The organism is Anaerosporobacter sp. (assembly GCF_031551385.1).
Classification (GTDB): domain Bacteria; phylum Bacillota; class Clostridia; order Lachnospirales; family Lachnospiraceae; genus Anaerosporobacter.
In genome coordinates this window covers 1-15,705 of sequence record NZ_JAVBNS010000171.1, presented here as the reverse complement: position 1 = coordinate 15,705, position 15,705 = coordinate 1, and the positions used below count along the sequence as shown (strand labels likewise).

The 15,705-nt window shown below is 35.2% G+C and carries 12 protein-coding genes and 1 pseudogene; all 13 read left to right on the top strand.

The genetic code is table 11. The annotated features are described in order from the left end of the window. Positions 1-339: 339 nt before the first annotated feature. Positions 340-1,116 (top strand): TetR/AcrR family transcriptional regulator, encoded by a 777-nt coding sequence (locus RMR19_RS13930; RefSeq protein ID WP_310604101.1) that lies wholly within the window; start codon positions 340-342, stop codon positions 1,114-1,116. Between the two features lie 429 nt (positions 1,117-1,545). Further along, complete coding sequence (locus RMR19_RS13925; protein ID WP_310604100.1) at positions 1,546-2,436, top strand: acyl-CoA dehydratase activase; 891 nt, start codon at positions 1,546-1,548, stop codon at positions 2,434-2,436. After that, complete coding sequence (locus RMR19_RS13920; RefSeq protein ID WP_310604099.1) at positions 2,436-4,454, top strand: 2-hydroxyacyl-CoA dehydratase; 2,019 nt, start codon at positions 2,436-2,438, stop codon at positions 4,452-4,454. The genes RMR19_RS13925 and RMR19_RS13920 overlap by 1 nt, the downstream gene beginning before the upstream one ends. Then, positions 4,451-5,650 carry a 2-hydroxyacyl-CoA dehydratase family protein gene (locus tag RMR19_RS13915; RefSeq protein ID WP_310604098.1) on the top strand — a complete coding sequence of 400 codons (1,200 nt, stop codon included), beginning with the start codon at positions 4,451-4,453 and terminating at the stop codon, positions 5,648-5,650. Before RMR19_RS13920 ends, RMR19_RS13915 begins: the two co-directional genes overlap by 4 nt. A 12-nt stretch (positions 5,651-5,662) precedes the next feature. Further along, positions 5,663-6,670 (top strand): ABC transporter substrate-binding protein, encoded by a 1,008-nt coding sequence (locus RMR19_RS13910; protein WP_310604097.1) that lies wholly within the window; start codon positions 5,663-5,665, stop codon positions 6,668-6,670. An 89-nt stretch (positions 6,671-6,759) separates the two neighbouring features. Next, a pseudogene (locus RMR19_RS21930) lies at positions 6,760-7,227 on the top strand (C-GCAxxG-C-C family protein). A gap of 182 nt (positions 7,228-7,409) precedes the next feature. Continuing rightward, positions 7,410-7,733 (top strand): ArsR/SmtB family transcription factor, encoded by a 324-nt coding sequence (locus RMR19_RS13895; RefSeq protein ID WP_331654738.1) that lies wholly within the window; start codon positions 7,410-7,412, stop codon positions 7,731-7,733. Next, a complete protein-coding gene (locus RMR19_RS13890; RefSeq protein WP_310604094.1) occupies positions 7,720-8,148 on the top strand; it encodes a C-GCAxxG-C-C family protein in 429 nt (142 codons plus the stop codon). Before RMR19_RS13895 ends, RMR19_RS13890 begins: the two co-directional genes overlap by 14 nt. Before the next feature lie 76 nt (positions 8,149-8,224). Then, positions 8,225-8,611, top strand: a complete 387-nt coding sequence (locus tag RMR19_RS13885) for an arsenate reductase ArsC (protein ID WP_310604102.1) — start codon at positions 8,225-8,227, stop codon at positions 8,609-8,611. A gap of 85 nt (positions 8,612-8,696) precedes the next feature. Beyond that, positions 8,697-9,182, top strand: a complete 486-nt coding sequence (locus tag RMR19_RS13880) for a MarR family winged helix-turn-helix transcriptional regulator (RefSeq protein WP_310604093.1) — start codon at positions 8,697-8,699, stop codon at positions 9,180-9,182. Continuing rightward, positions 9,179-10,048, top strand: coding sequence for a DUF6544 family protein (locus RMR19_RS13875; protein ID WP_310604092.1), 870 nt, complete (start codon positions 9,179-9,181; stop codon positions 10,046-10,048). The genes RMR19_RS13880 and RMR19_RS13875 overlap by 4 nt, the downstream gene beginning before the upstream one ends. A 135-nt stretch (positions 10,049-10,183) precedes the next feature. Further along, positions 10,184-10,915: a Fic family protein gene (locus RMR19_RS13870; protein ID WP_310604091.1), complete on the top strand. Its 732-nt coding sequence runs from the start codon at positions 10,184-10,186 to the stop codon at positions 10,913-10,915. Between the two features lie 171 nt (positions 10,916-11,086). Further along, positions 11,087-15,705 (top strand): DUF4011 domain-containing protein (locus RMR19_RS13865; RefSeq protein ID WP_310604090.1); only part of this gene is annotated, 4,619 nt, incomplete at its 3' end.

Genomic DNA, 15,705 nt, shown 5'->3' with positions numbered 1-15,705 from the left:
GGTATTTGATGAGAAAGACATATGATCACTCCTTTTCTTAATACCTCAATTATACCATATTTGAAGATAATATATTAAATTTTCAAGGTTCAAATGGCCCATTTGTCGGGCAACTCATAATATGATACAAGGGTCAAAAGGTCATACGTTTTATGCTTGCATGAAAAAGTATGACTTTGAGACCCGCAAAACATGAGAAAGTAGCTCGAATAGAGCGAATTTCGAATGTTTTAGGATTGCGAGAGCATGAAATGCGTAGCAATCCGTGTATCAGTTGGGGGCATGATCCCAACATCATAATACGCAATATACTATGAAAATAAAAAACGGTGATTAAAAATGAAAAAGAAAAGTATAACAAAAAATGAAATACTGCAGTGTGGTAATGAAATCATAAAAAATGAAGGAATTCGGAGTTTAACAATTGGTAAGATAGTAAGTACTTGTGGTATTAGTAAATCTACTTTTTATCAATATTTCTTATCAAAAGAAGAGCTGCTTTTGGAACTAAAGGAAAATGATAATGGTATTGAGGATTCATTTTATTCTATTCAAGAAGAAATAATACATAAAGCGATTATCGAATTTTCGAATAAACCTTATGAGCAAATTGATATTGATACCATTGCGAAAGCAGTAGGATTAAAACGTACTTCGATATATAAGTATTTTAATAGTAAAGAGGAATTATTAGAAATAAGTTTAAGAAATGAGATTACAAATCGAGAAGGATTAGAGGATGAATTAAGAAGTATGTCATTTGATCCTGTTCTTTTTTTAGAAAGATTATTCAATTATACAATAACATATACGGATAAACCTTATAATAATTTTATGTTTTATAATGCGTTATATTATTCGAAAATTAATAGTGATATTAACACGGTATTGAATGACTTATGGGCTTCTTCTGTGAAGTTGAATGAATATGTATTTAATCGAGGTATAGAAGAGGGGGTATTCAAAAAAGATATCGATACGAAATTACTAGCTCAGATGACATTAGCCAGTATGGGTGGATTTGCAATATTTTCTTATGAACAGTATAGACAATTGCAAGAAGAATATATAAAAACAATATTAGAAAAAATAACTATTGACAAAACAGAAAAATAGTGTTAATTTTATAGTACTAATTACGACGTACGGTTTGAAACGGTACTGATTTATATAAAAAGACCACATCAAGAAGATGTGGTAAAAAAATACCCACAATTCATAGTTAATCTATATGAAAACAATAAATATAGGGAATTAAAAAAGAAGTAAAGTAATTAGTTAAGGTAAATTACCAATTTGGATTCAGGTGTCAAAGGAAAAAGAAACTTTGATAAATATTACCTAGGGCGTGTCTGAAAATTCATCGTACCGTCCTGCACCCTCCACTCAGCGGTCTGAAAGCTCAAAAATTAGTCAACGTAGCCCGCTACGCCTCCTGATTTTTGAACTTCCACCCCACTAAGTAGAGTGCACAGCCCAGCACAAGCAATTTTCAGACGCGCCCTAGTATTCACTTGAACGCGAACATAAGCGAGGAGGAGAAAAATGATTGTAGAAAGTTATAAAGTTAGAGAGGTTGTACCTAGTGAAGAGCATTCTAATTTATTAGATCATGTCTGTACGGTAGGAATAGATATTGGCTCAAGACAATCAAAGGCAGTATTAATACATAATGGAACTATCTACGTAGCAATTACGGCAAGTGGTGTAAGTTCACAGGAGACAGCAGAGAAATTAGTAAGTAAGTTAGTAAAAAAGGCAGAAATTAACCAAGAGGAGATTACAAAAATCATAACAACAGGTTATGGTCGAGTAGCGATTGATTTCTCAAATATTGAAACAAGAAATTTAACGGAAATCACATGTCATGCACTTGGTGCACATTATCTTAATCCATCAACAAGAACGATTATAGATATTGGTGGACAGGATTGTAAAGCAATTAAAGTAAATCCAGAGAATGGTCATGTAATTGAATTTGTTATGAATGATAAATGTGCTGCAGGAACAGGACGCTTTTTAGAAAAAACAGCGGAAATGTTAGGTTATTCTTTGGAAGAATTAGGAGCACGAGCACTAGAATCAAATAAAAAGATTGAGATAAGCAGTCAATGTGTAGTATTTGCAGAGTCGGAAATTATTTCATTAAAAGCAAGAGGAGAAAAGGGCGGTGACATCGCAGCAGGAATTCATTTTGCTACTGCAAGAAGAGTAAAGAATCTTGTAAATCGTTTGGGAATCGAGCCAGAACTTGTTTTCTCAGGAGGAGTTTCAAACAATCTAGGAATGAGGAAAGCTCTTGAAGAAGTGTTAAAACATCCAATTAAGAGTACGAATTTAGATACCGTTTATTGTGGTGCGTTAGGAGCTGCAATCTATGCAACGAAGTCTACAAGTAGTGAATCAAAATTAGAAGATAATAAGGGGGCGGTATAATGAGAATCGAAGAAGTTATTGATCCTAAGTTACAAAGTGAAATATCCGATGTAACAACGTTAGGTGTGGATATTGGTTCAAGAAATGCAAAAGCAATATTAATTCATAAAGGCAATCTATATTCAGCTCTTGTTGCTACAGGAATTAATATGCAGATTACAGCGGAAGAGTTATTAGAAGAGATTTTTGAAAAAGCTGGGATAACAGAGTCAGAACTTCAATATCTAGTTTGTACAGGATATGGAAGGGTTTCATTTTCATTAGAGAGCGTTCCTTCAGAAATACTTACAGAAATCTCATGTCATGCACTTGGTGCACATTATCTGAATGCCAATACACGAACAATTATTGATATCGGAGGGCAAGATGCAAAGGGAATTGAAGTAGACCCTGAAACCGGTAAAGTTGTGAAGTTCCGTATGAATGATAAATGTGCTGCTGGTACAGGAAGATTTTTAGAAAAGGCAGCAAATCTACTTGGCTATACAATGGATAATGTAGGAGAAGCATCTCTTGGCTCTACAAAAGAATTGGAGATTAGTAGCCAATGTGTAGTATTTGCAGAATCTGAAGTTGTTTCACTACGAGCAAAGGGCGAAGATAGTAAAGACATTGCTGCAGGAGTACATTTTGCATCAGCTAAGAGAGTAATAAGTTTATTAAATCAAATCCCATTAGAAGAAGATATTGTCTTTACTGGTGGTGTTTCGAATAATTCAGGTATGAAACACGCATTAGAAACATTACTTGGTCATTCCATTGTAGTACCTAAGATGAATATGGTATATGCAGGAGCATTAGGAGCGGCAATCTATGCACAAAGACTGGCTGTAGAGCAAAGAAATCATATCATAGAAGAGCATACAAAGCAAAAAGTAGATTTGACAGACTTACATAGAAAAATTGAAGATGCAGAGTTATCATTTATTGAACGAAAGGATGTAAAAAAAGTAGGTTATGTATGTACCTATACACCGATCGAGCTTATAAGTGCAGCAGGCGTGGCTCATTATCGTCTAGCGAAATGTGGAGAGCCAAGTGTAGTAAGTCAAGGTGAGCTTATTACAAAGAGTGTTTTTTGTGATGTTACTAAAAGTATCTTAGGACATTTTATGTTGGAAGACCCATTATATGATTCCCTAGATCGAGTAGTTACGTTCTATACTTGTGATTCTATGCGAGCAACGGCTGATGCGATAGATAACTTTTTCAAACCGACATTAGGGTACTCAGTACCAAGAGGAAGTGAAAAGCAATCCGTTCGTGAACAATTCAGAGAAGAAATTATTCATTTTAAAAATGATTTAGAAGAATTAACGGGTCATAAGATTTTGGAAGAAGATGTTCGAGAATATATTGATTTATATAGAAAACTTAGAGAAATGGTAAATAAAATATCTTCATTGAGAAAGAGAAATAATCCTCCATTATCAGGTGCAGAATTCTTAGAGATAACAAGAGCATTTCGAACAATTCCACCGAAAGAACAACTTTCACTATTAGAAAGCATTTATGAACGATTATCTGCTATAGAAGATGATAATGCACCACGATTAAGATTTATGTTAGTGGGTGGAATGATAGCAGATGGGGATCGTCGCATTATGGATTTATTAGAGAAAGAACTTGGAATTGATATTGTAGTTGAAGATCATTGTACAGGAGTGAGTGCTTTCTATAATAATATAGAGCCAAATGATGATCCATGGACAGAACTTGCTAATACATATTTAGATCAAGCGCCATGTGCAAGACAATACCCAATATCAAAACGAGTTGAGTTTTCTGCCAACTTAGCGAAGGAATATAGAGTAGATGCTGTAATCTATACGTATCTAAAGTTTTGCCCTTGCTACGGTATGACAAAATCAAGCTTTTTAAATAAATTTGAAGAACTAAATATACCTGTATTAGAACTTGATAATGATTATTCTGTTGGAGATACAGGACAAATTAAAACAAGATTGGAAGCATTTGTTGAGGTAATTAAAGAAACAAAAGGAGGTAATTTACATTGATAAAAGAACCGAAAAATCAGTTAGAATATATTCAACATAGTAAAGAAATACATAGTTACTCAAAAGCAATTAATAATTTATTTGACTTAGCTCTTACCTATATAGGCGATGCTGAGGAAAGTGTTAGAAATGGAAAAAAGGCAGCGTGGTCAATTGGAGTATATGAGGCACCTTTGTTTTATGCATGTGATACAATTCCCGTTTCTGCAATTGACTTGGGAAGACTTAGTTCACGTAATTCCGTTCAAGTAGCAGAAGAGACATTTGATTTACCAAAAGAAACATGTTCTATGATTTCTGTATTATTAGGAGAATGGATTATGAGAAAGGATAGTCCGATTAAGAAGGTAGTAGGTTTTAATAATGCTTGTGAACCTTTTAATATGGCTTATGAATTAATTCGAGAACATGATTATGAAGTATTTCGTGTAGAAGGAACGATTCGACCTAAAACGAATTATGACGGAAGATTTGATCAACTTGTAAAGTTTCTTGAGAGTGAATTAAGAGAGTTAGCAGTATGGCTGACTGGAAAAGAAATTGACGAAGAACGTATGGCGAATGAGATTGTTCGAATGAATCGAATTCTACGTAAAGTGAGAGTAATCATGAACTTGAGACTCAAGAATCCACTTTATGTAAAGAGCTTACCAACTATGTTTCTTTTAATGGGTACAGGACATTATTATGGAAAACCTGAAGAATATGAAAAAATACTTGACGATTTAATTCAGGAATTAGAAACTGCTGATGTGATAGAACCAGCATCTGGTAAAGTTGTACCATTAACTTGGATTGGAGCTAGAGGACTTGAATTTGGAGTATTCAAAGCAATTGATGATTGTGGTGGTGCACTTTTAAGTTGGTATACACCAAATCCATATGATAAAGATTGGAGAGAAGATATACCACCAGTAGAGAGTATGGCGAGATATCTTATGGATTATTTCCTTGTAACATCTCCTGTTCAACAGATAAAAGGGATTGAGAAAATGATTGAGGAATCTTCTTCAACAGGAATCTTCTTCTATAATTATATTGGTTGTGCTTTTGGTGGTGTTCATGTTGAGATTTTCCGTGATTACTTCCGTAAGATGGGGATACCTAGTATCGGTCTCGACGGTTCATTCCAAGTTGGAGCACCATCTGGACAGTTGTTAACGCGTGTTAGAGCATTTATAGAGATGTTATCGTAGGAGGAGAAAACAATGAGAGGTAAAAGTAAATTCCATATAGCATTGATACTAGTATGTTTTGCTATGCTATTTTCAGGCTGTGGGAAACAAGGAGAGAAGCAATCAAAAGCGCAAGAAAAGAAGGTAGTAATCGGGAATTTGGCAGCAGGAAATGTTATGGTAGGCGATTCCCTTGCTATAGCAAAATATCAAAAGTATCTGGAAGAGGAACTTAATACTATCGGATATGCAGTTGAATATGTAGGATTAGCAAATGGCCCAGCAGTGAATGAAGCATTAGCTGCAAATGAAATTGATTTTGCATCGTATGGAGATTTGCCAGCGTTAGTATTAAAGTCGAATGATATCGATGCTAAAGTGATTGCTACATCGGCTAATATATCTAATATGGGTATCGTTGTTCAGCCGGATTCTGATATTAAGACAGTGAAAGATCTAGAAGGAAAGAAAGTTATATGTACAAAAGGAACGGTACTACAAAAATATCTTTATCAGATTGCAGCGGACAACGATCTTGATCTTGATAAAGTAGAAATTATCAATGCAGGCGCTGATGGAAATGCTTTGTTTACTTGTAAAGAAGCCGATGCATTTGTTACTACTGATTTTGAGATACAATTATTGAAGGAAAATAAGGTAGCGGAGATATTGGTAGATTCAAGAGATGATGCATCTTATGCAACACAATTACTATTTGTTGGTCGTACAAAATACATGGATGAAAATCCAGAAGTACCAGTTGCCATCTTGAAAGCGTTGACAAGAGCATATGAGTTTGCAAAATCGAATCCATCGGAAGTTTATCCAGCACTAAAGTGTTCTGCTGCATCAGATGAAGTTATAAAAGCGATTTATGATTTTGATGATGAAAAATTCGAATACCTTAATCCAGAAATTACAGCAGAGAGTTTATCTAAGTTAGAGGATTTAAATGTGTTTCTAAAGAATAATGGATTTATTGCAAATGATGTTGATTTGGAGCAGTATGTGGATTCTTCTTATTATGAGAAGGCGAAATAATAGATATTGACAAACGTCTTGCAGATGATTATACTTTATATATCATATAATACATATATAGATACTATGATACGTGCGGAGGAGAAAAAATGTCATTATCACAAAAAGAATTAGCAGAGCAGGCAGTGAATTTATTTAGAGGTGGATTATATTGTTCAGAAGCAATTTTGCAGGTGTTCAATAAGGAGTTGAAACTTGATTTAAATGAAAGTGCAATAAAAATGGCTACAGGTTTTGGAGCTGGTTTGGGAGCATCAAAATGTTGTTGTGGTTCTTTAACTGGAGCTATTATGGTTCTAAGTGCAGTAAGAGGAAGAACGACTACAGAAGAGAATATAGATGTGATTTTTCCACTAACGCAAGAATAGCATGATAGATTTAAAGAGAAATTCAAAGCAACTTGTTGCCGTGTGCTTACGAAGAGTACAACATGGGGAGCGCCAGAGCATCATCAGCTTTGCGAACAGTATGTAAGTGGTGCAGTAGAAATTTTAGTAGATATTTTAGAAAAAAGCGAAGAAGATAAAAACTTTGCATTGGATAGAAAAGCAATATAAGTTGTTATAGAAAAGAGCTTTTGCCAAATAGATGAAAATCTATGGAGCAAGAGCTTCTTTTTTTTATTCATAGGAAAGGACTGCCTATGAATTTCTTCTAAAAAGATTATATAGACATATTGACAAGTGTCTATATGTTGGATATAATACATATAGATGATTGTCTATGAGAGGTGAGAAGAATGATGGATAACTATAGTGAATATGTTGGAATGTTTAAGGCGTTATCGGATGTAAATCGAATTATGATAGTAGATATGCTTTCTTGTGGTGAGTTATGCGCTTGCAAGATACTAGAGAAATTTAATTTCACACAGCCGACTCTGTCTCATCATATGAAGATGCTCTGTGATTGTGGTTTAACAAAATCACGAAGAGAAGGAAAATGGACATACTATTCATTAAATGAAGTTGTAGTTGACAATTTCAAAAAATTCATATGCTCTATGACAACGAATAAAGAAGATGGTATTGATAAAGGAGGAACTTGCAATGGCGAAAAATAAAGTAGAGGAAGTTATGGGATGTTTTGGGGAATATGACTGTTCCCAAGCAATTTTATCAGCATGGTGTGAAGAATATGGGCTAGATAAAGAAACTGCATTAAAGTTATCTTGTGGGTTTGCGGGAGGAATGGCACGATTAGGTCATACTTGTGGTGCTGTTACAGGGGCTTATCTTGTGATTAGTCTTAAATATGGAAAATGCCAACCAGGTGATGTCAAAGCAAAAGAAAAAACGTTTGAATTAATACAAGAATTCGATAAACGATTTATTGAGAAGAATGATACTACTAACTGCCGAGAACTTTTAGGTGTTGATTTGCGATATGGTGATATACAATATGCAAAAGAACAAGTGCAGAAAAAATGCTCTGGACTTGTGAGGGATGCTGCTGAGATTTTAGAAGCTATTTTATAGAGTTGCAAGCATTGCATCGTGGAGCGTGTTACTGGTCACGGAGCGAACAGTAACAGCATTTAAGAAAGGAACAACAATGATAAAGATTGCATTTATATGTGTACATAATTCGTGCAGAAGCCAGATGGCAGAAGCATTATGCAGACATTTGGCAGGAGATGTGTTTGAATGCTATTCTGCAGGAACAGAAACAAAGCCACAGATTAACCAAGATGCAGTAAGGTTGATAAAAGAGCTTTATGATATCGATATGGAAAAGACACAGTACTCAAAGCTACTATCAGACATTCCGCCAGTTGATATTGTAATTACGATGGGGTGTAATGTGGAATGTCCTAATTTACCATGTAAACATAGGGAAGATTGGGGACTGGAAGACCCGAGTGGAAAGAGTGATGAAGAATTTATTAAAGTGATAAAGGCTATAGAAGAAAAAGTGTTAGAAATGAAGAATAAATTGTAATACAACTTAATAAAGCTTCTTGACAAAGCAGTAACAAGTTACTATACTATATAGTAACTTGTTACTGCTTTGAGGAGGATGAAGTATGTGGAGTGAAGTTTTTGAAAAATTTGATTGTGACACAATGCATAGGATGCAAGCAATCTTTTCAAGTATATTTGTGTTACAAAATCGAATGCAGACAGCAGGAGATAAAATTCAAACACAAATATCTATGAAACAATGGTTGTTGATTGCGATGACAGAGAGTTGTCCAGAGCCACGAACTTTGACAAACATAGGTAACCTGATGGGATGTTCCAGACAGAATGTTAAAAAGTTGGCGTTATCTCTTGAAAAAAAGGGATTTGTTACGATGCCTTTAGGTAGCAACAATTCTGTACGTATTGAACTTACAGAAAAGGTGAATGAATATGCTCAAGAAATCGGACTGCAGCAAATGCAGACACTAAAAATGTTGTTTGCAGATTTTAATGAAGAAGAAATCAAACAGCTTTTTCGGTTATATGAAAAACTATTTATAGGGATAGAACGTGTAGAAAAATATGCGGAGGAGTCAAAACAACTATGAGCAAAGCGAGGAAAAAGAAGATGTTTGTTGTGATTGGAGTTTTACTTGTTATAATAGGAGCGCTTTTAATCTGGTTCAATATTTCATATTCACCTGTTAAAAAAGAATTTCAAAGAGATATCAATGCTCTGATATCGAAAAATCCATCGCAGGAAAGTAGTGTGGTTTTTAAAGAAAGTGATTTCTCGCATTTGGCAACTGTGGTGCAGAGATATATTGAAAATTGTGGTTACATTGGAACACAAAAAATGTCCTATATGAAAATGGAGTATTACGATGTTGCTTTCATGCAAGGAAGAAAAGGCCCTGCATTGACAATTGATTATAAACAATACAATTTTGTTAGTGAACCATGTAGAATGGCGTTGATTGACAGCAGTATGTTTGGGATCCCGTTTGAGGGTTATGACTATTATCAAAATGGAAAAGGTGGAATGAAAGGTGTAATTGCGAAAGCCATTACCATTTTTAATCAGACTGGTACGGATATGGATAAGGCTTGCTTGGTAACGTTCTTAGCAGAAAGTATGTTTGCACCTACTATTTTGTTGCAAGATTATATTGTACTAGAAGAGGTTAGTGAATATGAGATTAGAGCGACTATATCATATGATGGTATTACGGCAAGTGGTATTTTCACTTTTAATGAGCAATATGAGATGATTTCATTCACTACAAATGACCGAAGTGTTGTAGGAACAGACGGAGCAGTAGAATATGTACCATGGTCTGCCTTTTGCAGTGAATATCAGTTTAGTGATAGTGGCATTAAGTATCCTACGAAATTTCAAGCCGTTTGGAATTATCCAGATGGAGATTTTGTTTATTTTGATGGGGTGATTGGTGGTTTTTCGTATGGTTATTGATAATGGGGATTGTTTGTGCCGCGAATGATGGAAAGTGTAATCGTGTTAATTGAATAATTGTGGAAGCAGTGCTATAATATGCACATAAAATAAGTGTATACTATAGGTATACATATGGTGGAAAAGAGGAATCGCATGAATATAAGTGGATTAATAGAAAAAAAGAATATTTATCAAGCAGGAAAGCAGTATATAGATGCCGTGACCATTTCATCATATGAAAAGGATTTCGAATTGACATTTACACATAATTCAACAGCGATAGAAGGAAATACTCTTACTCTTATGGAGACAAAAGTTGTTTTAGAAGATGGTATATCTATTGGAGGAAAAGAGTTAAGAGAAATTTACGAAATCGTCAATCATAAGAAGGCATACAATTATGTTAAAAGATGTATTGCAGAAGGAAAACAACTTAGTGAGGATATAATTAAAGATATTCATGCAATACTGACAGATAATATTATGGTTGGCGGTATTTATAGAAATCAAGAAGTAAGAATCAGTGGAGCAAAACATACACCACCAGTTGGAAATGATATGTATAATCAAATAAAGAATTTTTATAGTGATTTTATATGGAAACAAAAAGAGTTGAATGCTATTGAATATGCAGCTTGGACTCATGCAGAGTTTGTACGGATTCATCCATTTATAGATGGAAATGGAAGAACATCAAGATTAATAATGAATTTTCAACTTATGAGTGAAGGATTTTTACCAGTTTCCATTGCAAAGGAAAATAGATTAGAATATTATAATGCGTTAGAAGATTATGCTGTGAATGGAGATGTAGAATCATTTTCAAAGTTAATTGCTGTATTAGAAGAGGAACAGCTTGATACTTATTTGAAGTTAATAAAGTAGTATAGAGCCCCAACAGAGGAGAAATTATTCCTTTGTTGGGGTTTTTCAAACGCCCCCGAAAATTAATATGGATTTTATTTCCAATCAATGGTATACTATATAAAAGTAAAATTATGGAACGCATTAAATGAGACAAAAAGATAGCAATATACCATTTTGAGGGGGATTATTTTGAAGAAAATTACGATGGAAGCACAGATAAATGAAACAATTCATTACGCATTGCAGCAAAATTGTATACCAATGATTCGCAGTCTGGTGATAACAAACAGTTCAGAAGAAATTTATACGGATATTACAGTGAAAGTATCCTTTCAACCAGAGTTTGCAGTTCCTTATGAAGTGACGATTAATTGTTTGAAACCAAATGAACCAGTGGAGTTATCACCAATCCGAATGATACCTTCCATGGAGTATCTAGTATCATTGACAGAGAAGGTAGAGGGGAAATTAACAATTGAAGTAAAAGAAGCGCAGGAGTGTATCTGTAGTGAGACATGGCAGGTAGGAATCCTTGCATATGATCAGTGGACAGGCATTAACTATTTGCCAGAGATGGTTGCAGCTTATGTAACACCGATGCATCCGAAAGTAACGGATATAGTTAAGAGAGCAGAAAAGTATCTCAAAGCATGGGGAAATGTAGAGAGATTTACAGGATATCAGACAAAGAGTCCAGAGCAAGTAGAGGAACAGATGAAGGCAGTTTATACAGCGCTACAAGACTGTGAATTAGAACTAGAAGTTCCAACGGTAAGTTATGAGACAAACGGGCAGTGGCTGCATTTGCCAGAGATGGTAGTAGAAGAAGGTAAGGGAACAGCACTGGAATTATCTTTGCTGTATATAAGTTGTCTAGAGGCAATTGGTCTGAATCCAATGCTTGTGTTTCTTAGAGGACATGTATTTCCAGGGTGTCATATGGAAGAAGAATCTTTGGGAGAATGTGTGGAAGAGGATATTACAGTATTACTGGCAAAGAATGAGGATGCAAGTGCTAAGATTCAGTTTATAGAATGTACGGATATTATTCGAGATCATTGTGTGGATTTTATGCAAGCAAAGAAAGATGCACGGGAACATATATCGAATACAGAGATGTTTGTATTTGCAATAGACATTAAGAGCAGCCGTATCAGTGGAATATGTCCGTTGCCTCTTCGAATTCAAAAGGATGGCAGATATGTAACCGTTGATGTGATAACGAATAAAACGTCAGATATGTCAGAAGAATTCCTAGGTTATAATTATAGAAAAAGAGAAGAGAGCAATGAGTCAAATGAACAGGCAAAATTTAAACTATGGGAAAGCAAATTACTGAATTTAAGCCTATATAATACGTTGTTGAATTTTACAAAGACGAAAGCAACGCTGCAGTTGATGACGGCAAATCTTTTTGAGTTAGAAGATCAAATTGTAAGTGGCGAACAATATACAATTATGTGTAAGCCAAAAGATAGTGCGAATATGCGTAGTGGTTTGAATATCTATCCTATTCAAAAGGACGTAGAATATATAGAAGCAATCGCGACTTCGGAATTTACACATAGAAGAATACGAACATTTTTAGAGGAAGAAGAGTTAGGCGAAGCACTGAAAAATATATACAGACAAGCGCGCTCTTCTATAGAAGAAAACGGTGCAAATACATTATATCTCGCATTAGGATTTTTACAATGGTATGATAGCAAACAGAGTAAGGAAGCAAGATATGCACCATTAGTATTGATACCAGTTGAGATACTAAGAAGAGGGGTATCAGATATCTATGCAATCCAAATTCGAGACGAAGAAGTGCAGATGAACATGGTACTACTTGAGATGTTACATAGAGAACATAACATTGACATATCCGGGCTTGATTCGTTACCAATGGACGAATGTGGTGTGGATTTATCGTGTGTATTTCGTGAAGTTCGAAAAGGAATTGAAGGGAAAGCGAACTGGAGTGTAGAGGAGTATGCGTTTTTAGGATTGTTTTCATTCAATGAATTTATAATGTGGAGAGATATCCATAATCGTGCGGAAGAGTTGAAGAAGAATAAGTTAGTAGCAAGCTTACTATCGGGGAAATTAGAGTGGACACCACAAAAGGATGCGATAAACACGAAACAGTTAGGTGAGCAAGTAGCTCCAGTAAATGAGGCGGTTTTGCTCCGTGCAGATTCAACACAACTTGATGCAATCTATACAGCAAGTAAAGGGCAAAGTTTTGTGTTGCAAGGTCCGCCAGGAACAGGAAAATCACAGACGATTGTGAATATAATTACAGATGCATTATTTCATGATAAGACGGTATTGTTTGTAGCACAGAAGAAAACAGCATTATCGGTTGTGTGGAAACGGCTAGAAAAATTAGGACTAGGTTCGTTTTGCTTAGAAATGCATTCTGATAAAGTGCAAAAGGCAGAACTGCTTAGTAAACTAAATCAGACATTGCAGATGGGGAAAACAAAAGCAAATGGAGAATATGAACAAACTGCAATACAAGTTCAGACGATTCGGCAGGAATTAAATCGAGTCGTGGAAGCGATTCATAGAAGAAGAGAGTATGGAATGTCGCTATCAGAAGCCATAAGCAGATATGAAGCGCACAAACAATATAAAGACATTCTAACAATTGATGATACCTGTGTTGCCAAGTTAAAAGAAGGAACATATGAGGAATGGTTAGAAACGTTAAGACAATGTAAACGAGCAAGTGAGGAATGCAAGGAAGGAATCCATAATGTATTTAAGTATTACAAAAATCCGAATTATTCACTTGAATTAAGGGAAACATTTGCAAAGTTATGCAAAGAATTCGAGGAGGACTTACTACAGCTAGAAGAGAATTGTCAAGAGTTTGAGCGTGCTCTCGGAATTCAGATGGAGGGAACGTATTCAAATTATAAAGCATTTGCAGATTTACTTGATTACTTATCAAATGCAAAATATCAGATAGACAGTTTGATGTTAGAACCGGAAAATGAGAAAAAAGAAAAGAACATGAGTGATATTATAGCTTGTGGAAAGGAATATGTGTCACTTGAAAAAGAGTTGGCTCAGATATTTGAAGCAGAAATATATGAGTATGATGTAAATAGCGCATATGCAGAGTGGAAACAGGCATCGTCAAAGTGGCTGATTCGAAGAATGCTAACACAAAGTAAATTAATAAAAGAAATGCGAGCCTATGCAAAGGCACCACTAGATATTGATAAACACACAGTTACGATATGGTATAACAAATTAATAAAACGAATTCAATTAAGCGATTACCTTACTAGTTTAGATGCCGCTGCGACAGGGCATTTCTCCTATCAATGGCAAGGAGTGCATACCAATTGGGAAACGCTAGAGTTGGCATTGCACGATACGCTACAACTGCGAGGGGCATTATCAGAAATCACATTAGAACGAGAAGAAGTAATTACAGCAATCCAAAAGCTTGGGAAACTTGTTGCATTGAATGGCCAAAAGAAAGAATACTTACAAAATGAAATTCGAAATTATCTTGCGTGTTGGCAGTTATGTATGGTGAAGGAAGTAGAATTTGTTAAACAATATGAAGCACAGATTGATTGTTTCCATCAAGAGACAAATTGGATTACAAGGACAAGGGAGGAACTATTAAATTGGAAGAACCATATTGGTGAATTGCGTGATTGGTCGAATCTGTTACAACAAGTGGAGCAGGTGAAACGTTATGGATTTCATAGTGTAGCAGATGCATTTTTATTAGAAGAGATGCAGGCGGAGGAGATTATTAAGAGCTTTATATGTAATGTAAATCTTGCCATAATAAAAAGAACAATAGTAGCAGAACCAATATTGATGGATTTTCAAGGCGTGAAATTTGAAGATACTATGAAACAGTATCAAGAAGTAACAGAGGAATTCAAGAAACTTGCTACAGAGGAGTTAATAGCAAAACTATCGTCAAGAATTCCTAGAGTTTCAGAGCAAGGTGAACATTCTTCTGAGCTAGCAATTTTGCAAAAAGCAATCAATGATGTGGGAAGAATGACAAATATCCGAGAACTGTTTGCACAGACGCAAACCGTAATTACAAGAATATGTCCATGCATGCTCGTGAGTCCAACATCAGCAGCGCAGTATCTTGATGAGTCATTTAATAAATTTGATTATGTAATCTTTGATGAGGCTTCCCAGATACCAACATGTGAGGCAGTTGGAGTAGCAGCAAGGGGAGAACATGTGATTATTGTGGGAGATTCCAAACAATTGCCACCGACGAGTTCTTTACGTGATACCTATTATGATATGATGAATTCTGAACTTGAAGATTACGAAAGTGTATTTGATGCTTGCGTGGCATTACCTATGCCGCAAAAACATCTGTTATGGCACTATCGTTCACATCATGAGAGTCTGATTGCATATAGCAACGCTAAATATTATGGACAATGTCTATATACGTATCCACCTTCAAATGAAATGGATTCCAAGGTTACGCTTGTATCAATTGAAGGAGCTTGCGATAAAGGAACGACAAAACAAAATCAGGAAGAGGCAGCAGCTATTGTAAATGAAATTTGTAATCGTCTTCTTGATAATGAGCAAAGAAATGACAGTATAGGTGTAATTACATTCAGTTTAGCGCAACAATATCTAATAGAAGATTTGTTAGAGAAGGAATTTGAGAATAATTTGCAATTATGTGAGATTCAAAAAGGTATGCAAGAACCTATTTTAATCAAATATGTTGATGCTGTACAAGGGGAAGAAAGGGATGTTATCTTATTATCTGTTGGATACGGAGCGGATAAAGAAGGGAAGCTATCTAG